This window comes from Stenotrophomonas sp. YJH_SMC_10, from assembly GCF_059371555.1.
Map to the genome: position 1 here is coordinate 107,691 of NZ_JCAFUS010000001.1, position 21,661 is coordinate 129,351.

The following is a 21,661-nucleotide window of genomic DNA, read 5'->3' on the forward strand; positions in this document are numbered from 1 at the left end:
GTAGAGCTACGCCATGCGTGAAGGAATGCCTGCAGGATCGATAGGGGGTCAGGGCCCTTGCCTGCGGCAAGGGACCCGACCCCGAGGGAGCGTTACCGATGGGTCGGATCCGCACACCTCAGAACCGCTCGTCGCTGCCCAGGTAGCGCCACTGCCCCGGCGGCAGCGGCCCCAGCGCCACGCGGCCGATGCGCAGGCGGCGCACCGCCGTCACCTGCAGGCCGGCAGCCGTCACGGCCACGCGCAGGCCCTTGGCGGTCAGCCCCTTGCCGGCGAAACGCAGGCGCTGTTCGCTCTGCCAGCTCACCTTCGCGCCACCGGATTCCTGCTGCAGCCGCGCCAGCAGCCACGGGCCGCGCTCGGGGCCGCCTTCGGCCACCTCGATCAGGTATTCCTGTTCGGTGCGCCCCAGGTTGCGCTGCAGATGGGCCAGCGTGGCCGGGTCCTGGCTGACCACGACCAGGCCGCTGTCGCTGGCCGGAAGCGAAGCGCCCAGCTGCAGGCCGTGGAAATGCCGCTGCAGCGGACGGATGTCGCTGGCGTCGAGTTCGCTGCGGCTGTCACTGCTGACCAGGCCGCACAGGGTTTCGGCGGCGACGCCGGCCGGCTTGTGCAGCAGCATGCTGACCCGTTCGGCCTTTTCATCGCTGGCCTGCTCGGCCACCACGATCACCGCGCTGTCGTCGACCGGCCGCTGCGGCTGTTCCACCACCTCCCCATTGACCGTGACCCAGCCGCCCTCGATGTAGCGCCGGGCTTCGCCACGCGGGATGCCGAGCAGGGCGGACAGGCGTTTGTCGAGACGGATCGGTTCCATGGCAGGCAGGTCGGGCAGGGGGCGCGCAGTGTAGCTGCTGCGGCCGGTCAGCGCTGGCCGCGATTGGCCAGCTCGGTCAGGTACAGGCGGGTGTCGAACTCCAGCTGCAGGTAGTCCGGCTCCATGTGCTGGCACAACTGGTAGAACGCCTTGTTGTGGTCGGCTTCCTTCAGGTGGGCCAGCTCATGCACCACGATCATGCGCAGGAACGCCGCGGGTGCCTGGCGGAATACGGTAGCGATGCGGATCTCGCGGCTGGCCTTGAGGCGGCCACCGTGCACGCGGGAGATGGCGGTGTGGGTGCCCAGCGCGTGCTTGATCACTTCCAGCGTGTTGTCGTAGCAGACCTTGTTCAGCGGCACCGACTTGCGCAGGTAACGGTCCTTCAGCTCCTGGGTGTAGTCGTACAGCTGCCGATCGCTGCGCACCTCGTGCGGGTCGGGGTAGCGCTGCTGCAGCCAGGGGCCGAGCTTGCCCTGCGCCAGCAGCTCGCTGACCTGGGCGACCAGGGGTTCGGGATAACCGGTGAGGTACTTCAGGACTGCCATGCAGGGCCGGCGGGGCGTCGGTAGAATGGGGCATCCAAGATTACACGCGGTACGCACCGACCATGGCAAAGCCCAACGCGCTGCAGGAACAATTGCTCAAGGCCGGCCTGGCCAAGAAGTCGCAGGCCAGCGCCGCCGCACGCGAGCAGGCCAAGGCCCGCCAGGGCAAGGCCGAATCGACCTCGGCCGAGGTCCAGCGCGAGGCTGAACGCGCCCGTGCCGAAAAGGTCGAGCGCGACCGCGCGCTGGCCGCCGAGCGCAACGCCCAGGCCAGGCAGGCGGAACAGAAGGCCCAGGCCCGGCAGATCATCACGGCCCACGCGGTGCCGTACAAGGGCGACGATGAGTACCGCTTCAGCGACGGCGCCGCAATCCGTACGCTGCTGATCGATCCCAAGCTGCGCAAGGCGCTGTCGGTGGGCGTGCTGGTCATCGTCGCCCACGGCGACGGCTATGCGTTGCTGCCCCGCGCCGCCGCCGAAAAGGTGCGTGAGCGCGCACCCGAAGCCATCATCGTCGACCACGGCCAGCCGGGCTCGACCGCCGAAATCTCCACCGGCAACGCCGAAGACGACGCCTACTACGCGCAGTTCCAGGTGCCCGACGACCTGGTCTGGTAAGCAAAAAGGGGACGGAGGGGATTAAGTCGCAATCGGCCTGATCGGATCCGTCCGCGTTCTGTTTGGCATCCTGAAGCGCAGCCGAGCACGGCTCGGCTCTACAGGAAGGTCTTCCTTTTGCCGGGGTGTATCGTCCCCATATCGGGCGACACACCTGCGGAGGATAGCCATGGCCACCGGTTGGGCAGGAGATGGCGCGGTCCAGGACCAGATCGACGCCACTGTCGATGATGCGATTGCCCGCGCGCGGCGCCAGCTGCGCGAGGGCCCGGGTCTGGAACACTGTGAGGAATGCGACGCGCCGATCCCGTTGGCGCGGCGCCAGGCCGTCCCTGGGGTTCGCCTGTGCGTGGCGTGCCAGCAGGCGCATGACGATGAAGCGCAGGTGCAAGCCGGCTACAACCGGCGTGGTAGCAAGGATAGTCAGCTGAGGTAAGGGGTGTTCGGCAGGGCTGCGCCCTGCACCCGCGGTAGTGCCGGCCGCTGGCCGGCAACAGCAACAGCTGGCATTCCGTGGGTTGGCAGGGCGGTGTCGGAGTGCGGGGACGCCGTGAACCCGTCCATGGGGCTTGGCCGCGGCATCCACGCCGCGGACACCCCGCACTCCGACACCGCCCCGCCTCTGACAGATTTCCGCGATCGGGAGATCCCGCCGTGCGTGGATAAATCTCCATCGAAATCGAAAATTTCGATATCGGAACAATTTGAGCTGAGCATGGCTCGGCTCTACAGAAGAACGGACAGATCGCGGAAATCTGTCGAAGGCGGGGTGGGGCCGGTTGAGGGGGCGTGAGCCGCATGGATGCGGCGACCGAGCTTACATGGACGTACTTGCAGCGTCCCCCTCAACCGGCCCCACCCCGCCAGCCCACGAAATGCTGGCTTTTGCTGTTGCACTGGCGGTTGATGTTGATTCGGCAGGTGCAGGGCGCAGCCCTGCAAAGCCACCCTCAACCGTCGCCCTGGATGCCGCCGGGCGCCTGTGCCGGGTCGCGCCAACGGCGCACCGTGCGCTGGAAGAACAGGTTGTTCGGCAATTGCAGCACCGTGCCTTCGTGGCCGTCGCCGGTCTCCTGCAGCGTGGTGTAGATCAGGTTCACGTCGATCACCCGGCCCTTCAGGCCGGGCTTCTCGCCGTTCTCCAGCACCTCGATGTAGTCGTGCAGGCGGAACGGGCGGGTGGTGAAGATCAGCAGCGTGCAGAAGATGTTGGACAGCACGCTCCACGCCGCGAAGAAGGCCACGGCACCGACAGCGGCAAAGCCGGTGAACGCCGTCCACAGCACCGAAGGCGACGCGCCAAGCAGGCTGAGGATGTACAGCAGGGCGCTGAAATAGACCACGAAACTGCTGATCCGCCGGGCGCCCATCGCCATCTCGGGCGGCAGCGTGTAGTGCTCGGCGAAACGACGGATCAGGCGCCGCGCCAGCACCCGCAGCAGCCACGCGGCGAGCAGGGTCAGCAGGATCTTCACGGCGATGCCCACGTCATGCAGCCAGGGGTGGGTCCAGGGGGGCAGGTGATCCTTCAGCGACAACATCATGGGGTGACGACAGAGCGAGAAACGGCCCCCGATGTTACCCGGCGCGTGCAGGGGATTCGACCGCCGGGGTCCAGGCCAGGCAGACCAGCGCCTGGCGATGCTGCTGCAGGCAGGCGCGGCCGTGGTCCGGGCGCAGCTGCACTGACAGCCCCAATGCCTGGAGTACGGCGCAGGTGGCGATCACCAGCAGGGCGGCGCAGGCAGGGCTGGACATGGCAGGACTCCCGGACGACGTTTTCGCGAAGGACCTTCCATGGATGCAGCAGCCGCCGAAAAGGTTGCATCGCCCGCCGCGACGATCGGCTCTAAACCTTTTCCCGGGCCGCCGCATCCAAGCGATATGCTCGACACCACCATGCCAGCACCGCCTGCCGCCCACGACGCCATCGACGAACCCGCCCTGGTACGGGCGGCGGCCGCCGGCGATACCGCAGCGTACGAACATCTGTACCGGCGCCATGCACCACGCGTGTTCGCCGTGCTGTGGCGGCTGTGTGGCGGCCAGCAGGCACGTGCCGAAGATGCCCTGCAGGAAGCGTTCCTGCAGGCATGGAAGGCGCTGCCGGGGTTCCGGTTCGAAAGCAGCCTGTCGACCTGGCTGCACCGTCTGGGCGTCAACGCCGCACTGATGGAGCTGCGTGGGCGCGCTGCCGGGCAGGACCACGACAGCCTGGAGGAAGTCGACGGCGGCCTGCAGGAGCTGGCGGTGCACGACCGTTGTGCCGGTACCGAGCGCGACCTGGAGCGCGCCCTCGCAACGTTGCCGCCGAGGGCCCGTGCGGTACTGGTACTGCACGACATCGAAGGCTGGAAACACCAGGAAATCGCCGAGCAGCTGCAGATGGCCGTCGGCAGTTCGAAGGCACAGTTGCATCGTGCGCGCGGCCTGTTGCGCGCACGGCTGGGAGACATGACATGAGTACACACGAACACGATTCCGACCACGACCTTGTGGCACGCTTGCGCGCGCTGCCCAGCGAGCGCGATGTCCCCACCGATGGCTGGGCACGCCTGTCGGCCCGGCTTCCGCCGCGTGAACCGCAGGCAGCACCTGCGCCAACGGACAACGTGGTGGCCCTGCCAACGCGCTCGCGGCGCCGCTGGTGGCTGCCGGTCGGCGCTGCCCTGGCGGCCAGCCTGGCGGTTTACGCCGTGGCACCCTGGCGCCATGCGCAGCCAGACGCGCCGGTACCATCCACCCTGCAGCTGCAGGCGGCGGCCATGACCGAGCAGTACCAGCAGGCCGTCGCCTCGCTGCCCGATGGCCGCGCGCCGGAGTGGCAGCCGGCGTTGCACGAACTGGATGAAAGCGCGGCGCAGATCCGTGCCGCGCTGGCGCAGGACCCGCGAGCGCCCCACCTGCTTGGACAGCTCAGGCGCACTTACGCGCTGCGGCTGGAACTGACCCGGCAGGCGGCCTATGCCGCCGAGTCCGGCCTGACGACCTGAGGAGACCCCCATGACCCGAACCCTGATGACCTGCTGTGCGGCACTGTTGCTGGTGCCCGTAGTGGCCCTGGCTGACACCCGGATCGACGAGCGTCACAACCTGGCTGCGGGCGGCCGCATCGAACTGAGCAACGTGGCCGGCAAGGTGACCGTGCGTGGCTGGGACCGCAACGACGTGCAGCTCACCGGCACGCTCAGCGACGGCCTGCAGCTGCGCCAGGAGAAGAGTGCCAACCGCGTGCGCTGGGAGATCGAGTATCCGCGCCGCAGCAACAATGGCGGCGCGACGCTGGTGCTGAACGTGCCGCGCTCGGTGGAGCTGCTGCTGAGCACGGTCAGTGCCAGCCAGGACATCAGTGGCATCGACGTGCGTCGGCTGCAGGCCGACACCGTCAGCGGCAGCCTGAGCGCGGCGGGCCGCAGTGGCGACAGCAAGCTCAACACGGTCAGCGGCAGCGTGAGCGCCCGCCTGCAGACGCCGAAGCTGGATGTGAACACGGTCAGTGGCCGTATCGACGCAGGCGGCGGCGTGTCCGGCGACATCGGCGCACAGACCGTGTCCGGACGGGTCGAGGTCGATGCCGGCCGGTTGCAGCGGCTGGCGGTGGAAACCGTATCGGGCAGCATCGACCTGTCGGCGGCCGGGTTGGCGCCGGGCGGTCGCATCAATGTTGAATCGGTGAGTGCGTCGGTCAACCTGCGGCTGCCACGCACGGTCTCGGCGCAGCTGTCGGTGAACAGCTTCAGTGGCTCGATCAACAGCGATGCCGGCCAGGTGGAGCGCCCGCGCTACGGGCCGGGCAGCCATCTGGACACGCGCCTGGGCAGCGGCGATGGTGACATCCGCATCCAGTCGCATTCGGGCAGTGTGCAGGTGCGCCTGGATCGCTGAGCGCGGTCCGGCAGGCCGCGGCGGCAGCGCCGCCGCGGTCGGAGCGGGGTCAGCTGGCTTTTTTCAGCGCCCAGGTGGTGCCGAGGACTTCGATCTTGCCACCGGCCTTGCGGAACGCTGCCAGGTCCGAAGCGATCGAATCGCTGCTGACCACGGTGCTGGCGGCCGCGCCCTTGCGTTCGCTGCGGATGCTGTTGCTGGCCTTCGCGGGGGTCTTTGCCTTGCGGGGCATGGTTGCTCCTGTCAGGTGGAAGGGGAGGAAAGCGCCCAGGCGTCGGCCTGGCGCAGGTAGTCCTGCCGCTCGCGGCGGCAGTCATCGCCGCCCATCGAAAACTGGCGGCAGATCGCCGGGCGCTGCGAATAGATCGTGCAGCGCAGGTGATAGGGATCGATCGCCGCGCACCAGCCTTCCTCGTTGCGCGCCATCACGGCACGGCCGTGGGTGTCGCGTGACAGGAACTGGCCGGGCACGTGGTCGCCGGGCTGCAGCAGTACCGGCAACCGGCAACAGACCGCGTCACAACGGCGGCAGTCGATGGGTGCAGGTGCTGCGTCAGGTTGTAAGGCCACGGGGGCCTGGCGGGTGCCCAAAGCGGGTCTCGATGGCGGCTCCGGTAGTACGCGGACCATGAACGAGCCAGGAAGGCATGGCCGCTAGGCCCGCAGGACGGGCCAGGCTGCACTGTGGACACACACCGGCGTGGCCAGTGGAAGGTGCAGCGGTGGTTCTAGCCGACCAAGGGTAACTTAGACCCCGTAACGTTTTGTTAATCCCGGCTGGCTGCCGCCAGAGCGAGGCCCTGGACCACGCCCAACGAGGGCTCCCCATGGACCATGCGGGCCCCCGGGAAGGCCTGCGCCACCGCCTGGCGCAGGTACCCGGCGCGGGACATGCCGCCGGTCAGGAACACCGCGTCCGGGTCGCCGCCGATGTCGCTGCGGACCTGGGCGAGCAGCTCGCGGATCTGCTCCAGGTAGCCATGCGCGGCGGCGGCCAGGCCGTCGGCGCTGCTGTCGGCATGCAGGTCGCGGGCGATGTAGTCCAGCGTGCTGCGGTGCTCGCTGGCGGTGCTGAGCGCGATCTTGGCGCGCTCGACGTCGCGGTACAGGCGGGCGGTGTTGCCGGTGTCCTGCAGGGCCTGCAGGCGCGCGCCCCACGGAGCGTCGACGTGATCGTAGTTGTGCAGGCGGAACTCGCGCTGGCGGGTCATGTCCTGCACGGTGGCCGCTTCGACATAGTGGTGGGCGGGCACGCGGGTGACGCCGCGGCCGAACAGTGGCATGTAGCTGGACAGGCTCAGCGCCAGGTCGATATCGGTACCGCCGCGGGCGATACCCCAGGCGCGGTGGATGCGCGGCGCGTCGTCGCCGCCGACTTCGGCATGGGCGATGTCGGTGGTACCGCCACCAATGTCGACGATCACCGCCTGGTGCCGCTCGCGGCTTTCGGCGTGGTAATGCATGGCGGCCGCAGCCGGTTCCTCGAGGAAATCGATCTGGTCGAAACCGGCCTGGGTGGCGGCGTCGCGCAGGATGTCCAGCGCCTGGTCGTTGCCGGCTGCGCCGATCGAACTGCGGAACTGCACCGGGCGGCCGAGCAGGGCGGCGCGCAGCGGCTGGCCGAGCTGGGCGCTGGCGGTCAGGCGGATGTGTTCGAGGATGTGCGCGGCGATACCGGTGATGGTCTGCTTCGCGCGCGGGTGCAGGTTGTAGCCCAGCATCGATTTCGGGCTCTGCACCAGGTTGCCTTCGTGTTCCTCGAAATACGCGTCCAGCGCGTCGTCGCCATAGACCGCGTTCTGCAGCAGGTCGCTGGCGCTGCGTTCCTTGCCGGCGCGGGCTTCCATCCATTCGCGGCGCAGGGCGCGCAGGGCTTCGCGGCGCAGCGCCTGCGGCGTGCGTTGCTGGCCGGCGGCACGGGCGGCGCGCGCGGCGCTGTCGATCATCTGCTGCAGCTGGTGTTCCTGGCCGTCATCGAGCTGGAAATCGTCCGGGTCGGGTACCACGCCGGGGAAATACACGCTGGTACGGAACTGCTCGGCGTCGCCGAAGCGGATCGGCAGCAGTTTCCCCTCATGCACGATGGCGGCGGCGGAGTTGCTGGTACCGAAGTCGATGCCGAGGCGCATGGGGAGTTCCGGGGGCGATCAGGGGCCGCGCACTCTGCTGCAGTTCGCCGCCGACTGCAAGTTTCCGCAGCCTCCGGTGCCGGCGCAGGCAGGGCCGCCGGCCGCCGCGCGCAAAGGCCCGGGGAGCCGGGCGGTTACAATGGCGGCTGTTGATTCACTTTGAGGTACTTGCTGATGTCTTCTGCCCCCGCCTGCCCGCAGTGCACGCTGGAAAACACCTACGCCGATGGCGCGCTGTGGATCTGCGCCGACTGCGGTTTCGAATGGACCGCCGAGGAAAGCGCCGGTTCCACCCTGGTCGTGCGGGACAGCAACGGCAACACCCTGCAGGCCGGCGACACCGTCACCGTGATCAAGGACCTGAAGGTGAAGGGCTCCTCGATTCCGCTCAAGCAGGGCACCGTGATCCGCAACATCCGCCTGGTCGAGGACGATGCCGAGCACATCGAAGGCAACTCGGACAAGATCAAGGGCCTGGTCCTGAAGACCTGTTTCCTCAAGAAGGCCTGACCGGCCGTCAGCGCCTGGCCTGCTGCTGCGCGCGCCAGCGGGCCAGGCTGTCCAGCTTGGCCTGGTAGCGCGCCTGCTGCGGCGCCCCACCCAGTTCCTGCGCGCGCAGCAGCTCACGATCGGCGCGCTTGAGCTGGCCGGCCAGGAAATAGGCCCGCGCCAGCCCGAAGTGGAACTGATGCGCGGTGTCGTACAGGCGCACGGCCTGCCGGTAATGGCGGATCGCCTGGTCCAGTTGGCCGGCTCGCTCGGCCTCGGCACCCAGCATGTACTGCGCGAACGGGTCCTCGCGCTGCACCGCCTGCAACCGCTGCTCCAGCGCCTGCGCCTGCACGTTCATGCCCAGCCTGCGGTACAGCGCGCTGGCGTTGGTCAGTGCCGCATCCTGGCGACCGTCCAGGCGCAGCGCCGTTTCCAGTGCCCGGCGCGCAGCGGCCGTATTGCCGGTCCGGTTCTCCAGCACGCCCAGGTTGTTCCAGGTGGCGGCAAAGCCGGCGTCCTGCGCCAGCGCCGTGTTGAAGAAGGCACGTGCGCCGGTCAGATCGCCGCTGGCCATGCGTTCGGCGCCACGGTTGTTGTAGAAGTGAGCCAAGGCCCGTGCCTGGCTGATCGGCAGCGGCCCGCGGCGGTCGTACAGCACGTTGCGGTCCAGGTCGACCGTGGCGAAGCGGTCGGCGAAGCCGACCCCGGCATTGACGTGGCCCACGCTGTAGACCAGCCCCTGTGCCTGGTCCTGGTACCACGACACCACCTGGCCGACTTCCTGCACGCGCGCCTGGATGCCGGCCTCGCGGGCCAGCGCGACGAACATCAGGGTGAACGCCAGGCAGTTGGCGCGTCGCTGCTGCCAGATTTCGCTGACGGTGAGGGTCGCGTCGGCGTCGTACTGCAGGTCCAGGCCATGGCGGTCGAAGATCATCTCCACCAGGGCCTGCAGGCGTTGCTCGCGCGAGTAGCTGCGATTGATCACCTGCGTGCGCAGCATGTCGTGCATCGCCGGTGGGATCGCGAACACCTGCGGCGGCGTCGGAATCGTCGGCGCGACAGGACTGGCCGCGACCACGGGGGCTGCGGTCGCCGCACGCTCCTGCGCGACTGCAGGGGATGCGGCCAAGGCGGCCAATGCGAGCAGTACGGATCGGGCGGCAGGACGGCACATGACGGTTCCCGGCAGCGGCGGGCGCTTCCGCCTGAGGGCGAGTGTAGACCTGTGCACGCACCGCTGCGGCGACCGCTGGTCGGGCCGGATGTTCATCCACAACCGGTGTGGACCAGTGCTCGACAAAGCTGTGGACAACCGCGTCCAGGCCAGGCCGGGCAAGCATTGTGAGCGGCTGGTGAAAAAACCGCCCGCTTGCCCGCCGCCGACGCAGGCGGGATGATCGGGGCATGGATTTTTCCCCGCTGACGCTTGCTCCGGCACAGTGGCAGGCGCTGCAGGACCGCTATGCAACGCCACCACGCGCCTACCATCACTTCGGCCACGTGCGCGCGGTGCTGCAGCACTGCCAGGAGGTCGCCGACGGCCCCGGTTGGCAGCACCCGGCCGAGGTCTACCTGGCCGTGCTCTACCACGACGCGATCTACGTGGCGGGACGCAAGGACAACGAGGCGCGTTCGGCGCAACTAGCGCTGCAGGTGATCGCGCAGGCGCCGGAACTGGCGACCGTCGATGCTGCCCGGGTCGAACAGTTGATCCTGCTGACCGCCCGCCATGGCGAGCTCGGTCCGGATGATGTCGATGCCGAGGCGGCGCTGTTCCTGGACTGCGACATGGCGATCCTGGCAGCGCCCGAGCCGGTGTTCGCCGCCTATGACCGTGGCGTAGCCGAGGAGTACAAGGGCGTGGTGCCAGGCTTCCTGTACCGCGCCGGCCGCCGTCGTTTCCTGCAGGGGCTGCTGCGTGCACCCCGCATCTTCCTCAGTGATTTCTTCCATCAACGCCTGGATGCGGCTGCCCGCGACAACCTGCGCCGCCAGCTGGATCGCTGAGTCCGCCCGCTACACTGGCGCCCGTTTCCACCGATTGCCTTCCCACCGTGTCCGTCCCTGATCCCGATCCCCGTCCGCAGCCACCCGAAGAGCCCGGTCCCAACGAATGCTGCGGCAGCGGCTGCCCGCTGTGCGTGCTGGATCTGTATGCCGACGAGCTGCAGCGTTATCGAAAGGCGTTGGCCGAGTGGCAGGCACGGCACCCGGAGGCGTCCCCATGAGCCGCGCGCGTCCGGCGGCGCTGCTGGCGACGGCGGCGCTGCTGCTGTTCCTGGCGACCGCGCTGTGGACCCAGTTCGTCCGCACCGACCTGGACTGGGTGCGGGCCACGCTGAGCCTCTACCTGCACGGGCCCTGGGGACTGGCGTTGCGCGCGGCCTACTGCGTGCTGGCAGTTGCGATCGCCCTGCTCGGCATCGCCCTGTATCGCGACAGCATCGGCCCGCGGCGCAGCGCGGCGGCGCCGCTGCTGTTCACCGTCTCGGCGCTGGGCCTGGCCACGGTCGCCATCGGTGACAGCTGGCTGCCCGACGCGACGCCACTGCTGGCGCCGTTCATCCATGGGCTGGCGGCCAACACCGCATTCCTCTGCGCCAGCGTCGGCATGCTGCTGCAGGCCTGGTACCTGCGCCGCGAACCGGGCTGGCAGTCTGCCGCGGGCCTGCTCTGGGGCTGGGCCTGGCTGGCCTTCGTGCTGTTGTGGCTGCACGTACTGTGGCGCGGCGGTCCGCCCCGTGGGCTGGGGCAGAAGGCCGTGATCGTGGTGATCGTGGGCTGGCTGCTGTACCTGGCGCTGGCCCTGTACCGTCGCAGCCGGCGCACCGCTGCCTGCTGAAACCCCAACGGCCTGCACCGGTACGTGCCGTGCACGTGGAGGCAGCGTATCGTGTGCGCATTCCATCGGGGATGCGACATGAAGCGTGCAGGGCTGGGCAGGGCAATGGGTGTGGTGCTGGCGCTGGCGGCGCTGCCGGCAACAGCGGCAGCGGCCGTGCAGCAGTTCAGCCATGGGCGGTTCGAGCAGATTCCGGTGCACCTGCCGGCCGGTACCCCGCAGCGGGTGGTGATCTGGTTCCACGAACCGACTCCCGGTGGCGATACCAGCCGTCTGCCGATCGAGGCCCTGCGTGCCGACGGCGCGATGGTCGCCGCCGTGGACATCGCGCACCTGCGCGGCGTGCTCAAGCGCGAAGGCAACCCGACCTGCTCGTTCGGTTCCGGCGATGTCGAGAATTTCTCGCGCTGGCTGCAGGCTTCGTTGCATCTGCCCGGGTACCACCTGCCGCTGGTTGGCGGCGATGGCGAAGGCGCTGAAATGGCCTATGCGCTGGCTGCGCAGGCCGATACGCAGGTGTTCGCCGGCCTGCTGACCACCGGCTTCTGCCCGGACCACGCCCACGAGCGCATGGTCTGCGGCGATGGCGTGAAGCACAACCGGCTGCAGCCGGCCGAACTGAACTTCCCGTGGCTGAGTGCAGCCGGTGACCACGGCTGTAAGGTGGGCGAGGCCAGCCAGTTCGTGCAGCAGGTGGCGATGGCGCGCGAATTCAAGCGCACCGCGCGCGGTGATGCATCGCCGGGCCTGGTCGCCGCGGCCCGCGTGATCGGTGCGCAGGCGGGTGTCAGCCTGGCACCGCCACCGGCCGCGCTGAAGGGCCTGCCGATAGTGGAAGTGCCGGCGAGTGGCAACGGTGACACGCTGGCCGTGTTCGTGTCCGGCGACGGCGGCTGGGCCGGGTTGGACAAGGACGTGGCGTCGTCGCTCAACGAGCACGGCGTGGCCGTGGTCGGCATCGACTCGCTGCGCTACTTCTGGAGTGAACGCACGCCGAAGGGCTTTGCCGCCGACCTGCAGAAGATCATCGACCACTACCGCCAGCAGTGGCACCGCGACAAGGTCATGTTGATCGGTTTCTCGCAGGGCGCCGACGTGCTGCCGGCCACCATTAACCAGCTTGACGCCGGCACCCGTGAAGCGCTGGAGCGTATCGTGCTGCTGTCGGTGGGCAAGAAGGCCGACTTCGAGTTCCATGTCAGCAACTGGCTGGGCGGCGGCGGCGATGGCCTGCCGATCGCGCCGGAAGTGGCCAGGCTGCCGGCGGAAAAAACGCTGTGCGTGTACGGCGACAAGGATGAGGACGCACTGTGCCCGGACCTGCCGGCCAATGACGGCGTGAAGAAGGTGAAGCTGCCGGGTGACCACCATTTCGGTGGTGACTACGATCGCCTGGCCGAAGTGATCCTCAAGGGCGGCATGTAGCGTCAAGCCATGCCGACGGCTGTCGCCGACGTGTCGACCAAGGTCGACACCCACCGGGCGACAGGTCGTGCCGGGCATGCCCGGCGGTATGGCGCGTCAGTTGCGCCGCGGGTCCAGCGAGATCAGGCGCGTGGCGTCCAGCAGCGCCGCCGGCAGGTGCATGCCGCCGGGTGCCGCGAGATAGCGTGGCCGCCACTGCGGGTCGAACTTCGACTTGAAGCGGCGCAGGCCACTGAACCCATAGAAGCGTTCGCCATGCCGCGCCAGCAGGCCGGCCAGGCGGTTCCAGCGGCCGGCCAGCCGATGCTGTGCCAGCCCGGACAGCGGCGCCATGCCCAGCGAGAAACGCGCATAGCCCTGCGCCCGGCCCCACAGGAACAGCTCGATGAACAGGAAGTCCATCGTGCCCTTCGGTGCTTCGTTGACGTGGCGCATCAGGTCCACCGACAGCTCGGCACCGGCCGGCGCCTGCCACAGGTTGGCGAATGCCACGATCTGGCCTTCGGCCTCCACCAGCGCCACCGGGAAGCGCACCAGGTAATCCGGGTCGTAGCTGCCGAGCGAGAAGCCTTTTTCGTCGCCGGCCTTGTCTTCCAGCCAGGCGTTGGAGATGGCGTGCAGGCGTGGCAGCAGGCTGGGGATTTCCTCCACCGGCGCGACGCGGAACGACAGGCCGCTGCGCTTGCCGCGGTTCCAGGCCTGGCGCAGGTCGGCGCGTTCGCGGCCTTCCAGGCCGAAGTCGTGCAGCGGCACCATCGCTTCTTCGCCCAGCTTGACCAGGCCCAGGCCCAGGTCGAGATAGGTCTGCCAGTAGGTCTCGCCCACCTGATAGAACACCGGGCGCAGGCCAAGCCGGTCGGCTTCCTCGCGGAAGCGCCAGATCAGCGCGCGCGCCACGTCGGGGGGGCCGACCGGATCGCCCATCGCGATCAGCGAGCCGCCGTAGCGTTGCATCATCACGAAGCCCTGCCTGGCATCATCGCGCAGCACCGCCTTGTCAGCGGTCAGCACCAGGCAGGCCTGGGTGTCGGTGGCAACGGCCAGGACCGGCGCCAGCGATTGCAGCGTTGCTTCATCGGCGGCTGGCAGCGGGCTGCGCGTGCTGTGCAGCAGCCGTGCCAGGCCGAACATCACCAGCGCGATCGCCACCACCAGCAAGGCACGCAGCGCACGCGGCGCGTTGCCGGACAGCGCGAACTGCCACCACAGCTCGTTCTGGTATTCGACATGGCTGTAGGTGAAGAACAGCAGCCAGGTGACCGCCACCAGCACCAGGCCGAGGTTGCGCAGCCATGGCCATGACCAGGCTTCATCCAGCAGTGCCCCCTGGCGGTAGAACTCGCGCCGTGCAGCCCACAGCGCCATCGCCACCAGTACGGCCGAGACGGCGATCAGCGGTTGGCCACCGCGCAGCCACAGCGGCAGCGGGGTGACCACGCACACCGCCATCGCCAGCATCCAGGCCGCATGGCTGCGCCGGGCCAGGCCCTGGCCGATGAGCAGCAGCGCCACGCCACTGAGGCTGCCGATCAGGTGCGAGGTTTCCAGGATCGGCAGCGAGGCGTTCACCAGGTGACGGCGCGGCGTCGGCAGTGTGCCGTCGATGACCAGCGCCGCGCCGATGCTGAACACCGCCAGTGCGATGATCTGCGGCAGCCACGGGCGCAGTGCGTTCCAGCCGGCCCGGGTCGCGCCGGCACTGGCCTGCAGCGGCTGCCGCAGCGCGGGTGCAAGCGCCAGCAGCGTGGCCAGCACCAGCGGCAGCACGTAGTAGGTGACGCGGTAGATCAGCGCCGCCGCCAGTACCGCCGCCGGCGCCACCTGCGGCAACAGTTTCAGCAGGCTCCACTCGAACACCCCCAGGCCCGCCGGCACGGTCGAGACCAGGCCGGCCAGCACCGCGACCAGGTACAGGCCGACGAAGCCGGGCAGGCCGGTTGGCGTGGAGTCCGGCAGCAGTACGTAGAACGCGGCACTGGCCAGCACCAGTTCGATCACGCTGAGCACGGTGACGCCGAGCATGGTGCGGCGGTCGGGCAGCCACAACGCATGGCCGAACACACTGAACTGCCGTCCATTGCGGCCGACCAGCAGCACCGTGCCGACATAGGCGAGCAGGGCGACGATGCCGACGATGCGCACGGCATCGGGATCCAGTGGCAATGCCAGTGCCGCCGCCGCCGGTTCCATGCACAGCGCCACACTGATCAGCAGCCACGCACCGAACACGAAGCCGAGCGTGCTCATCAGCACCACCTGGCCGATCTGCGCCAGATCGAGGCCGGCCGTGCGATAGCCGCGCAGGCGCACCGCGCCACCGGTCAGCGCGGCAAAGCCCACGGTCTGGCCAAGGGTGTGGGCCAGGAAAGCGGTGATGCCGATGCGGGCCGGATGCACGCGGATGCCGCTGCGGCGCAGGCCGATGGCATCGAAGCCGATCAGGCAGGCGTAGCTGGCCAGCCCCAGCACCACGGTCAGTGCGATCTGGGTGCCGCTGAGCTGGCGGAAGGCGTGGCGGATGGCGCGGTAGCCGTTCTCATCGAACTCGCTGGCCAGGCCGTGCAGCGCCAGGGCGAGGATCAGCAACGGGATGACGATGGTGGCGACCCGCTTCCAGGTGGGCGTGGAAGGAGCAGCGGTGGATTCGGTGGGGGCGGTCATCGGCGCAAGGGTGCGTCAGGGAGGGCGAGTGCGGTGTCAACGCGGGGCGTGGCGCATCCTGCGCCTGTTGCCGCCATTTGACCAGCGGCCGTGTCGGAGTGCGGTAGTGCGGCTGCGTGGCCGCTCGCCCCTGCACCCATCGTTGACCGGTTTGGAGGACAATGCAGGCCTGATCACCCGCAGGAGCCACGCCCATGATGGAGCGTTACGACGTCGGACCGCGCATGTCCGAAATGACCGTGTACAACAAGGTCGCCTACCTCTCCGGCCAGATCCCGGAAGACACCAGCCAGGACATCACCGGGCAGACCCGTCAGGTGCTGGCAGAGATCGACAAGTTGTTGGCGTTGGTCGCCAGCGACCGCCAGCACGTGCTGCGCGCGGAAGTGTTCCTGGCCGACATCGCCGATTTCGAGGGCATGAACAAGGCGTGGGACGAGTGGGTGGTCGAGGGTGCGACTCCCGCCCGTGCAACCTTCGAGGCCAAGCTGGCCCACGCCGAATGGAAGGTCGAGATCGTGGTGACGGCAGCGGTGCCGTAACTGCGGGATGGGGTCAGATCCCTTTCCTGCGGAAAGGGATCTGACCCCTGTTATAGGGGCAGTAACTCGATGCAGTCCACCGGGCACGGCGGAATGCACAGTTCGCAGCCCGTGCACAGCTCGGCAATCACCGTGTGCATGTACTTGGCACCGCCGACGATGGCATCCACCGGGCAGGCCTGGATGCACTTGGTGCAGCCGATGCAGTCGGCTTCCACGATCAACGCCACCTGCGGCGCCTTGTGCTCGCCGCGCGAACGGTCGAAGGGCAGTGCCGGGACACCCAGCACCTGGGCCAGCGCGCGTGCACCGGCATCGCCGCCCGGCGGGCAGCGGTCCACGCCGGCTTCACCGCGCGCCATCGCCTGCGCGTAGGGGCGGCAGCCGTCATAGCCGCATTGTCCGCATTGGGTCTGCGGCAGCAGGCGGTCGAGGCGTTCGGTGAGGGGCGGGATCAGGCTCATGCGTGGCGAAAGGCTGCGCGTCAGGGTCACTTCAGGGGTTTGCCACGGAACCAGCGCTCATGCGCCAGCGCCAGCATCGGCTTGTCTTCGGAACTGTCGCCGTAGGCATGGATGCGCACATAACGCGACAGATCGAACTGGCGTCGGATGTGCTCGACCTTGCGCGGGCCACAGTCGCCACCGGCGTAACGGCCGGTCAGGCGCCCCCCCTGGCTTTCCAGCCGGTTGCAGATCAGCTGCAGGCCCAGCGGCTCGCACCACGGCCGCAGGTACAGGTCCAGCGAGCCGGACACGATCACCACGGTGTGCTGCTGTTCCTTGTGCCAGCGGATCTGCTCGAGCATCTCCGGCCGCACCACCTCGGGCAGGACCTCGCGCGAGAAGCCGGTCGCGAGCGTGGCGATGTCATCGCTGTGGCGGTCGCTGAAGGTCAGGCGGGTGACGCGTGCGCGGATGCGTTCGGCCGAGATCAGGTTCAGCTTGTACGCCGCCAGCCACGGACCGACCTTCCACCACGCCTGCGCCAGCTGTTCGGCGGTGGCCACACGGCGCAGGAAACGGCCATAGGTATCGCAGGTGGTCACGGTGTGGTCGAAGTCGAACAGCGCCAGTTCCATTCCGTCGCCTTCCATCACGTTGCCTCCGCTGGCCATGGGCACCGGCGGGCGCGGCCCTGGCCACGCCCGCTGCAGGCATCAACGCACCGGCATGCCCGGCTGCGCGCCGCTGTCGGCGTCCAGCAGCGCCAGCGCGCCACCGTCGAAACCGGCCGACAGGATCATGCCTTCGCTCAGGCCGAAGCGCATCTTGCGCGGGGCCAGGTTGGCGATGAACACCACGCTGCGGCCGACCAGCTTTTCCGGCTCGCCGTAGCTGCCACGGATGCCGGAGAAGATCTGGCGCTTGCCCAGTTCACCGGCGTCCAGTTCGAAGCGCAGCAGCTTGTCCGAACCGTCCACGAACTCGCACACCAGCACCTTGCCGATGCGCAGGTCGAGCTTGGCGAAATCATCGATGCCGATGTAGGCCGGGGCGTCGGCGCCCTTGGCTTCGTCCTTGGCAGGTACCGGTGCGGCCGGCTTGACCGCTTCGGTCCTGGCGGCGGGAGCGGCCGCGGCGGCCGGCTGCAGGGTGTCCTTGGAGGCGTCGATCATGGCGTCAATCTTCTTCGGGTCGATACGGGTGAACAGCGGGGTGTAGTCGGTGATGCGGTGGCCCAGCAGCGGCTGTGCCAGTTCGGTCCAGTCATTGACCGGCGCGGCCAGGAAGGCCTCGGCCTGCGCGGCGGTGGCCGGCAGCACCGGCTTCAATGCGGTGACCAGCACGCGGAACAGGTTCAGGCCCTGGCTGCACACGGCCTGCAGCTGCGCGTCGGCGCCTTCCTGCTTGGCGATGACCCACGGCTTGACGTCGTCGATGTAGCGGTTGGCTTCGTCGGCCAGGGTCATGGTCAGGCGGATCGCCGCGGCCGGGTCGTTGCGCTCGTAGGCTTCACGGATCGGCGCCAGGCCGTCGACGAAGCGCTGGTACTGCGCCGCGTCGGGCAGCTGCGCGGCCAGCTGGCCGTCGAAGCGCTTGCTGATGAAGCCGGCGCAGCGGCTGGCCAGGTTGACGAACTTGCCGACCAGGTCGGCGTTGACGCGGGCAATGAAGTCACCCAGGTTCAGGTCAAGATCGTCGACGCCACCGCCGGACTTGGCGGCGTAGTAGTAGCGCAGCGCCTCCGGTTCCAGGCCGGCGTCGAGGAAAGTGCGGGCCATCACGAAGGTGCCGCGCGACTTGCTCATCTTGGCGCCGTCCACGGTCAGGTAGCCGTTCACGTGCAGGCGCGTCGGCGCGCGATGGCCGGTCCCGTGCAGCACCGCCGGCCAGAACAGGCCGTGGAAATTGACGATGTCCTTGCCGATGAAGTGGTGCAGCTCGGTGGCGGTGCCGGCGCGCAGGTGCGCGTCGAAGTCCTCGCCGAGCTTGCCGCACAGGGTCTGGAAGCTGGACAGGTAGCCGATCGGCGCATCCAGCCAGACGTAGAAGTACTTGCCCGGCTGGCCGGGGATCTGGAAACCGAAGTACGGCGCATCGCGCGAGATGTCCCATGCGCGCAGGCCACCTTCGGCGTTGAGCCACTCGCCCAGCTTGGCCTTCACCCCCGGCAGGGCGACATCGCCGGCCAGCCATTCGCGCAGGAACGCATCGAAGTGGCCCACCTCGAAGAAGAAGTGTTCCGAATCGCGCATTTCCGGCGTGGCGCCGGAAATGACCGAACGCGGCTCCTTCAGGTCGGTCGGCGCATAGGTCGCGCCGCACACTTCGCAGTTGTCACCGTACTGGTCGGGGCTGCCGCAGTTCGGGCAGATGCCCTTGACGTAGCGGTCAGGCAGGAACATGCCCTTGGCCGGGTCGTAGAACTGCGCCACCGACCGGCGGCTGATGTGGCCGGCCGCTTCCAGCTTCAGGTAGAACTGCTCGGTCAGCGCCTTGTTGGCCGCCGAGTTGGTCGAGTCGTAGTGGTCGAAGGCCACGCCGAAGGCAGCGAAGTCACGTTCGTGGCTGGCCTGGATGTTGGCGATGAAGGTTTCCGGGGTGACCCCGGCCTTTTCCGCGGCCAGCATGATCGGCGTGCCGTGGGTGTCGTCGGCGCAGACGAACCAGGTCTTGCCGCCGCTCATTCGCCGCGCACGCACCCAGATGTCGGCCTGGATGTAGCCGACCAGGTGGCCCAGATGCAGCGGGCCGTTGGCGTAGGGCAGGGCGGTGGTGACGAGCGCGGTACGGGTCATGGTCGCGGGGTGGATCCAAGGGGAACCGCAGATTATCGCACGCCCGCAACGGCGTGACCCGGCCGGGGCCGGGTCACGGGAATGAAGCGCGGGCGGGTGCTTACTCGCGCTGCCAGGTCTGCGCGCGGCAGATGAAGGCGATGCAGCCGGACACGTCCAGCCGGGTGCCGCCAGGCTGCAGTTCCATCTTCGACTTGTAGGTCTTGCCGTTGGCCGGGTCGAGGATGGTGCCGCCGGACCATTTGTTGGCACCATCGGGCTTCAGGTTCCAGAGAATGGTCATGCCCTTCACCGGCTTGTTCTTGTTGGCGCCTTCACAGCCGTCACAGACCGGGTTCGGGCCCTTGTCCGAGTGCAGGATGTCGACCACCTTGCCGCTCAGCGTGCCGTTGGCGGCCTGGGTGATCTCGACGATCGACTTCACCTTGCCGGTCTTGTCGTCGATGGTCTTCCAGCGGCCGGCGGCGCCGTCGGCGGCCTGCGCCGACAGGGCGGCCAGGCACAGCGGCAGTGCCAGCAGCAGGGTCTTGAAGGTGTTGCGCATGGTTCCCTCCCAGGGTTCATTCCGGCACGGTGCCGGTACGGGTCGACTGTATACCCATTCGGCGGGGTATGGGGAAGGGAGTCTTTGCAGGGCTGCGCCCTGCACCTGCGGTAGTGCCGGCCGCTGGCCGGCAACCTCAACGGCAACGGCAACCGCAACGGCAGCGGCGGGATTCCGTGGGATGGCGGGGCGGTGTGGGTGGGCAGGACACGCCGTAAACCCATCCCTGGGGGCTCGATGGCGCCATCCATGGCGCCAACGGTCCTGCCCACCCACACCGCCCCACCTCTGACAGATTTCTGCGGCTGTGGGTAGATGTCGACCTTGGTCGACACAGATCCATGCCACGCATGGATGACGTTTCCGGTGGCGGCGATGGGGTCAGATCCCTTTTCCGTCGGAAAAGGGATCTGACCCCCAGGAACGTCAACCCACTTCGTACAGCTCCAGCGGCAGGCCGTCGGGGTCGGCGAAGAAGGTGAAGCGGCGGCCGGTGAATTCGTCCACGCGGATCGGTTCGCACGCCACGCCATGCGCTGACAGGCGCTGGATGAACGGCTCCAGCGTGGCGACCCGGAACGCAAGGTGGCGTAGCCCCTGCGCTTCGGGGCGGCTGGGACGGGGCGGCGGCGAGGGGAAGGAGAACAGCTCCAGCTGGCCGCCGTCGGGCAGGGCCAGGTCCAGCTTCCAGGAATCGCGCGCGGCGCGATGGTTCTCGGCCAGCACGCGCAGGCCGAGGATGCGCACGTAGAAGTCCTTCGAGCGCGCGTAGTCGCTGCAGATCAGTGCGGCGTGGTGGATGCCCAGCAGGGCGTCGGATTCGATGTCCATTGCAGCGGTCATTGCAGCACGTCCAGCCAGCGCTGGGCGATCTTCTGCGCCAGCGGGTAGGGCTCGGGGGAATTGCGGTTGGTCAGCACGATCACGGTCAGGTGCTTTTCCGGATGGCGCACGATCACGTTGCGGAAGCCAATGCTCTCGCCGCTGTGCCATTGCACCGGGCCATTCAGGCGCCAGCCGAAGCCGTAGTGCGGCACATCCGGTTCGGGCGTCGACGTGGCCGGGCTGAACATCGCGCGGCGCGAGGCCTTCGACAGCAGGCGGTCGTCGTACAGCGCCGCGTCCCAGCGGGCCAGGTCGTCCAGCGAGGAATAGATGCCGCCATCACCGAGCACGGCACTGGTGGTGCTCTGGTCGGTGCGCTGCCAGCGGCCCTCGAGCCAGCTGTAGCCGTAGGCCCGCGCGGCAACGGTGTCGATGCCGTCCTGGTGGGCCACGGTGTGGGCCATGCCCAGTGGGCGGAAGATGCGCTGCTGCAGGAAGGCGGCGAAATCCTGGTCGGAGGCGCGGCCGACGATCAGTGCCAGCAGCGCATAGCCGCTGTTGCTGTAGTGGTACTGCGTGCCGGGCGCGAAATTCAGGCGGTCCTGGTGCGACAGCAGGGCCAGTACATCGGCGTCATGCACCTGCCGAGGGTCAGCCGGATCCATCAGGTCTTCGTAGTCGAGCAGGCCGCTGGTGTGCGAGAGCAGCTGGCGGATCGTGATGGCGGCGGCAGCCGGCGGCAGTTCGGGCAGCCAGCGCCGGGCCGGCTGGTCCAGCCCGAGCCGACCGTCTTCCACCAGCAGCAGCACCGCCGCAGCGGTGAACTGCTTGCTGACCGAGGCCAGCCGGAAGTTGCTTGCGGGGGTGACGGCGGTGCCGTCCTCCACCACCGCCAGGCCGTAGCCACGGCGGAACACCGGTTGCCCGTCGTGCAGCACCAGGACTGCGGCGCCGGGCACCTGGCCATCGTAGGCCTGCATCAGGCCGTCGACGCCGGCGTCCGGTGGGGTCAGCACCGGCGCGGCGGTACCGGCCAGAGGCAGCAGTCCCAGCACGGCGGCGAACAGGGCGACGGCAGGGCGCATGG

At 68.6% G+C, this 21,661-nt stretch carries 26 protein-coding genes; 11 read left to right on the top strand and 15 right to left on the bottom strand.

The genetic code is table 11. The annotated features are described in order from the left end of the window. Positions 1–118 precede the first annotated feature (118 nt). Positions 119–817 (bottom strand): RNA pseudouridine synthase, encoded by a 699-nt coding sequence (locus tag AC5P9C_RS00460; protein WP_057493166.1) that lies wholly within the window; start codon positions 815–817, stop codon positions 119–121. 47 nt (positions 818–864) lie between these two features. Beyond that, positions 865–1,365: a M48 metallopeptidase family protein gene (locus tag AC5P9C_RS00465; RefSeq protein WP_043035443.1), complete on the bottom strand. Its 501-nt coding sequence runs from the start codon at positions 1,363–1,365 to the stop codon at positions 865–867. 62 nt (positions 1,366–1,427) lie between these two features. Here AC5P9C_RS00465 and AC5P9C_RS00470 point away from each other — a divergent pair, with 62 nt between their 5' ends. Then, positions 1,428–1,985, top strand: coding sequence for a DUF2058 domain-containing protein (locus tag AC5P9C_RS00470; RefSeq protein ID WP_049467917.1), 558 nt, complete (start codon positions 1,428–1,430; stop codon positions 1,983–1,985). A gap of 169 nt (positions 1,986–2,154) precedes the next feature. Then, positions 2,155–2,421 carry a DksA/TraR family C4-type zinc finger protein gene (locus AC5P9C_RS00475; protein WP_150826903.1) on the top strand — a complete coding sequence of 89 codons (267 nt, stop codon included), beginning with the start codon at positions 2,155–2,157 and terminating at the stop codon, positions 2,419–2,421. A gap of 514 nt (positions 2,422–2,935) precedes the next feature. Here the strand turns inward: AC5P9C_RS00475 and AC5P9C_RS00480 are convergent. Together AC5P9C_RS00480 and AC5P9C_RS00485 are read right to left on the bottom strand one after the other, a co-directional pair. Beyond that, the gene (locus AC5P9C_RS00480; protein WP_080355517.1) at positions 2,936–3,529 is read right to left on the bottom strand and encodes a mechanosensitive ion channel domain-containing protein; all 594 of its coding nucleotides are present in this window, start codon (positions 3,527–3,529) and stop codon (positions 2,936–2,938) included. Between the two features lie 34 nt (positions 3,530–3,563). Beyond that, entirely contained in the window at positions 3,564–3,743 is a 180-nt protein-coding gene (locus tag AC5P9C_RS00485) for a hypothetical protein (protein WP_049465095.1), read from the bottom strand. Positions 3,744–3,869: 126 nt separating this feature from the next. Here AC5P9C_RS00485 and AC5P9C_RS00490 point away from each other — a divergent pair, with 126 nt between their 5' ends. Genes AC5P9C_RS00490 through AC5P9C_RS00500 form a run of 3 tightly spaced genes read left to right on the top strand, consistent with a single transcriptional unit; the run spans position 3,870 to position 5,870 of the window. Beyond that, the gene (locus AC5P9C_RS00490) at positions 3,870–4,448 is read left to right on the top strand and encodes an RNA polymerase sigma factor (RefSeq protein WP_053461016.1); all 579 of its coding nucleotides are present in this window, start codon (positions 3,870–3,872) and stop codon (positions 4,446–4,448) included. Further along, positions 4,445–4,978: a hypothetical protein gene (locus AC5P9C_RS00495; protein WP_064238970.1), complete on the top strand. Its 534-nt coding sequence runs from the start codon at positions 4,445–4,447 to the stop codon at positions 4,976–4,978. Before AC5P9C_RS00490 ends, AC5P9C_RS00495 begins: the two co-directional genes overlap by 4 nt. 10 nt (positions 4,979–4,988) lie before the next feature. Next, complete coding sequence (locus AC5P9C_RS00500; protein WP_343540593.1) at positions 4,989–5,870, top strand: DUF4097 family beta strand repeat-containing protein; 882 nt, start codon at positions 4,989–4,991, stop codon at positions 5,868–5,870. 49 nt (positions 5,871–5,919) lie between these two features. Here the strand turns inward: AC5P9C_RS00500 and AC5P9C_RS00505 are convergent, their stop codons facing one another. The 3 genes from AC5P9C_RS00505 to AC5P9C_RS00515 form a co-directional block, all read right to left on the bottom strand. Beyond that, entirely contained in the window at positions 5,920–6,102 is a 183-nt protein-coding gene (locus tag AC5P9C_RS00505) for a hypothetical protein (RefSeq protein WP_005410566.1), read from the bottom strand. 11 nt (positions 6,103–6,113) lie between these two features. Then, positions 6,114–6,407 carry a YkgJ family cysteine cluster protein gene (locus AC5P9C_RS00510; protein WP_053462562.1) on the bottom strand — a complete coding sequence of 98 codons (294 nt, stop codon included), beginning with the start codon at positions 6,405–6,407 and terminating at the stop codon, positions 6,114–6,116. A 230-nt stretch (positions 6,408–6,637) separates the two neighbouring features. Next, entirely contained in the window at positions 6,638–7,999 is a 1,362-nt protein-coding gene (locus AC5P9C_RS00515; protein WP_312558302.1) for an Hsp70 family protein, read from the bottom strand. Between the two features lie 174 nt (positions 8,000–8,173). Between AC5P9C_RS00515 and AC5P9C_RS00520 the strand changes: the two genes are divergently transcribed. Continuing rightward, the gene (locus AC5P9C_RS00520; protein WP_010482882.1) at positions 8,174–8,509 is read left to right on the top strand and encodes a zinc ribbon domain-containing protein YjdM; all 336 of its coding nucleotides are present in this window, start codon (positions 8,174–8,176) and stop codon (positions 8,507–8,509) included. A gap of 7 nt (positions 8,510–8,516) precedes the next feature. Here AC5P9C_RS00520 and AC5P9C_RS00525 read toward each other — a convergent pair whose 3' ends face one another. Beyond that, entirely contained in the window at positions 8,517–9,668 is a 1,152-nt protein-coding gene (locus AC5P9C_RS00525; protein ID WP_343540596.1) for a transglutaminase domain-containing protein, read from the bottom strand. A gap of 230 nt (positions 9,669–9,898) precedes the next feature. Here AC5P9C_RS00525 and AC5P9C_RS00530 point away from each other — a divergent pair, with 230 nt between their 5' ends. The 4 genes from AC5P9C_RS00530 (at position 9,899) to AC5P9C_RS00545 (ending at position 12,761) form a co-directional block, all read left to right on the top strand. Continuing rightward, positions 9,899–10,501 (top strand): HD domain-containing protein, encoded by a 603-nt coding sequence (locus AC5P9C_RS00530; RefSeq protein WP_053461010.1) that lies wholly within the window; start codon positions 9,899–9,901, stop codon positions 10,499–10,501. 47 nt (positions 10,502–10,548) lie between these two features. After that, positions 10,549–10,722: an oxidoreductase-like domain-containing protein gene (locus AC5P9C_RS00535; RefSeq protein ID WP_074724965.1), complete on the top strand. Its 174-nt coding sequence runs from the start codon at positions 10,549–10,551 to the stop codon at positions 10,720–10,722. Next, the gene (locus tag AC5P9C_RS00540) at positions 10,719–11,336 is read left to right on the top strand and encodes a DUF998 domain-containing protein (protein WP_053461009.1); all 618 of its coding nucleotides are present in this window, start codon (positions 10,719–10,721) and stop codon (positions 11,334–11,336) included. Before AC5P9C_RS00535 ends, AC5P9C_RS00540 begins: the two co-directional genes overlap by 4 nt. A 78-nt stretch (positions 11,337–11,414) precedes the next feature. Beyond that, positions 11,415–12,761, top strand: a complete 1,347-nt coding sequence (locus AC5P9C_RS00545) for a virulence factor family protein (protein ID WP_310648971.1) — start codon at positions 11,415–11,417, stop codon at positions 12,759–12,761. 96 nt (positions 12,762–12,857) lie between these two features. Here AC5P9C_RS00545 and mprF read toward each other — a convergent pair whose 3' ends face one another. Next, positions 12,858–15,422, bottom strand: coding sequence for a bifunctional lysylphosphatidylglycerol flippase/synthetase MprF (mprF, locus tag AC5P9C_RS00550; protein ID WP_343540599.1), 2,565 nt, complete (start codon positions 15,420–15,422; stop codon positions 12,858–12,860). Between the two features lie 194 nt (positions 15,423–15,616). Here mprF and AC5P9C_RS00555 point away from each other — a divergent pair, with 194 nt between their 5' ends. Then, positions 15,617–15,964: a RidA family protein gene (locus tag AC5P9C_RS00555; protein ID WP_049465077.1), complete on the top strand. Its 348-nt coding sequence runs from the start codon at positions 15,617–15,619 to the stop codon at positions 15,962–15,964. 50 nt (positions 15,965–16,014) lie between these two features. On the opposite strand, the gene rnfB is transcribed toward AC5P9C_RS00555, so the two are convergent. The 6 genes from rnfB to AC5P9C_RS00585 all read right to left on the bottom strand — a co-directional run bounded on the left by rnfB (position 16,015) and on the right by AC5P9C_RS00585 (position 21,659). Next, a complete protein-coding gene (rnfB, locus tag AC5P9C_RS00560) occupies positions 16,015–16,428 on the bottom strand; it encodes an Rnf electron transport complex subunit RnfB (RefSeq protein ID WP_049465097.1) in 414 nt (137 codons plus the stop codon). A 26-nt stretch (positions 16,429–16,454) separates the two neighbouring features. Further along, positions 16,455–17,045 carry an HAD family hydrolase gene (locus AC5P9C_RS00565; protein WP_049465076.1) on the bottom strand — a complete coding sequence of 197 codons (591 nt, stop codon included), beginning with the start codon at positions 17,043–17,045 and terminating at the stop codon, positions 16,455–16,457. Between the two features lie 78 nt (positions 17,046–17,123). Continuing rightward, entirely contained in the window at positions 17,124–19,205 is a 2,082-nt protein-coding gene (gene metG / locus AC5P9C_RS00570) for a methionine--tRNA ligase (protein ID WP_343540601.1), read from the bottom strand. A gap of 100 nt (positions 19,206–19,305) precedes the next feature. Continuing rightward, entirely contained in the window at positions 19,306–19,749 is a 444-nt protein-coding gene (locus AC5P9C_RS00575; RefSeq protein ID WP_049465074.1) for a DUF2147 domain-containing protein, read from the bottom strand. A gap of 426 nt (positions 19,750–20,175) precedes the next feature. After that, positions 20,176–20,580, bottom strand: coding sequence for an SMU1112c/YaeR family gloxylase I-like metalloprotein (gloA2, locus tag AC5P9C_RS00580; RefSeq protein WP_343540605.1), 405 nt, complete (start codon positions 20,578–20,580; stop codon positions 20,176–20,178). A gap of 8 nt (positions 20,581–20,588) precedes the next feature. Beyond that, positions 20,589–21,659 carry a serine hydrolase domain-containing protein gene (locus tag AC5P9C_RS00585; protein ID WP_343540607.1) on the bottom strand — a complete coding sequence of 357 codons (1,071 nt, stop codon included), beginning with the start codon at positions 21,657–21,659 and terminating at the stop codon, positions 20,589–20,591. Between the last annotated feature and the right edge of the window lie 2 nt (positions 21,660–21,661).

What these genes read in the sequence shown, in the direction of transcription:
- AC5P9C_RS00460 (WP_057493166.1), bottom strand. Translation starts at nt 817, where the DNA reads ATGGAACCGATCCGTCTCGACAAACGCCTGTCCGCCCTGCTCGGCATC.
- AC5P9C_RS00465 (WP_043035443.1), bottom strand. Translation starts at nt 1,365, where the DNA reads ATGGCAGTCCTGAAGTACCTCACCGGTTATCCCGAACCCCTGGTCGCC.
- AC5P9C_RS00470 (WP_049467917.1), top strand. Translation starts at nt 1,428, where the DNA reads ATGGCAAAGCCCAACGCGCTGCAGGAACAATTGCTCAAGGCCGGCCTG.
- AC5P9C_RS00475 (WP_150826903.1), top strand. Translation starts at nt 2,155, where the DNA reads ATGGCCACCGGTTGGGCAGGAGATGGCGCGGTCCAGGACCAGATCGAC.
- AC5P9C_RS00480 (WP_080355517.1), bottom strand. Translation starts at nt 3,529, where the DNA reads ATGATGTTGTCGCTGAAGGATCACCTGCCCCCCTGGACCCACCCCTGG.
- AC5P9C_RS00485 (WP_049465095.1), bottom strand. Translation starts at nt 3,743, where the DNA reads ATGTCCAGCCCTGCCTGCGCCGCCCTGCTGGTGATCGCCACCTGCGCC.
- AC5P9C_RS00490 (WP_053461016.1), top strand. Translation starts at nt 3,870, where the DNA reads ATGCTCGACACCACCATGCCAGCACCGCCTGCCGCCCACGACGCCATC.
- AC5P9C_RS00495 (WP_064238970.1), top strand. Translation starts at nt 4,445, where the DNA reads ATGAGTACACACGAACACGATTCCGACCACGACCTTGTGGCACGCTTG.
- AC5P9C_RS00500 (WP_343540593.1), top strand. Translation starts at nt 4,989, where the DNA reads ATGACCCGAACCCTGATGACCTGCTGTGCGGCACTGTTGCTGGTGCCC.
- AC5P9C_RS00505 (WP_005410566.1), bottom strand. Translation starts at nt 6,102, where the DNA reads ATGCCCCGCAAGGCAAAGACCCCCGCGAAGGCCAGCAACAGCATCCGC.
- AC5P9C_RS00515 (WP_312558302.1), bottom strand. Translation starts at nt 7,999, where the DNA reads ATGCGCCTCGGCATCGACTTCGGTACCAGCAACTCCGCCGCCGCCATC.
- AC5P9C_RS00520 (WP_010482882.1), top strand. Translation starts at nt 8,174, where the DNA reads ATGTCTTCTGCCCCCGCCTGCCCGCAGTGCACGCTGGAAAACACCTAC.
- AC5P9C_RS00525 (WP_343540596.1), bottom strand. Translation starts at nt 9,668, where the DNA reads ATGTGCCGTCCTGCCGCCCGATCCGTACTGCTCGCATTGGCCGCCTTG.
- AC5P9C_RS00530 (WP_053461010.1), top strand. Translation starts at nt 9,899, where the DNA reads ATGGATTTTTCCCCGCTGACGCTTGCTCCGGCACAGTGGCAGGCGCTG.
- AC5P9C_RS00540 (WP_053461009.1), top strand. Translation starts at nt 10,719, where the DNA reads ATGAGCCGCGCGCGTCCGGCGGCGCTGCTGGCGACGGCGGCGCTGCTG.
- AC5P9C_RS00545 (WP_310648971.1), top strand. Translation starts at nt 11,415, where the DNA reads ATGAAGCGTGCAGGGCTGGGCAGGGCAATGGGTGTGGTGCTGGCGCTG.
- mprF (WP_343540599.1), bottom strand. Translation starts at nt 15,422, where the DNA reads ATGACCGCCCCCACCGAATCCACCGCTGCTCCTTCCACGCCCACCTGG.
- AC5P9C_RS00555 (WP_049465077.1), top strand. Translation starts at nt 15,617, where the DNA reads ATGATGGAGCGTTACGACGTCGGACCGCGCATGTCCGAAATGACCGTG.
- rnfB (WP_049465097.1), bottom strand. Translation starts at nt 16,428, where the DNA reads ATGAGCCTGATCCCGCCCCTCACCGAACGCCTCGACCGCCTGCTGCCG.
- AC5P9C_RS00565 (WP_049465076.1), bottom strand. Translation starts at nt 17,045, where the DNA reads ATGGAACTGGCGCTGTTCGACTTCGACCACACCGTGACCACCTGCGAT.
- metG (WP_343540601.1), bottom strand. Translation starts at nt 19,205, where the DNA reads ATGACCCGTACCGCGCTCGTCACCACCGCCCTGCCCTACGCCAACGGC.
- AC5P9C_RS00575 (WP_049465074.1), bottom strand. Translation starts at nt 19,749, where the DNA reads ATGCGCAACACCTTCAAGACCCTGCTGCTGGCACTGCCGCTGTGCCTG.
- gloA2 (WP_343540605.1), bottom strand. Translation starts at nt 20,580, where the DNA reads ATGGACATCGAATCCGACGCCCTGCTGGGCATCCACCACGCCGCACTG.
- AC5P9C_RS00585 (WP_343540607.1), bottom strand. Translation starts at nt 21,659, where the DNA reads ATGCGCCCTGCCGTCGCCCTGTTCGCCGCCGTGCTGGGACTGCTGCCT.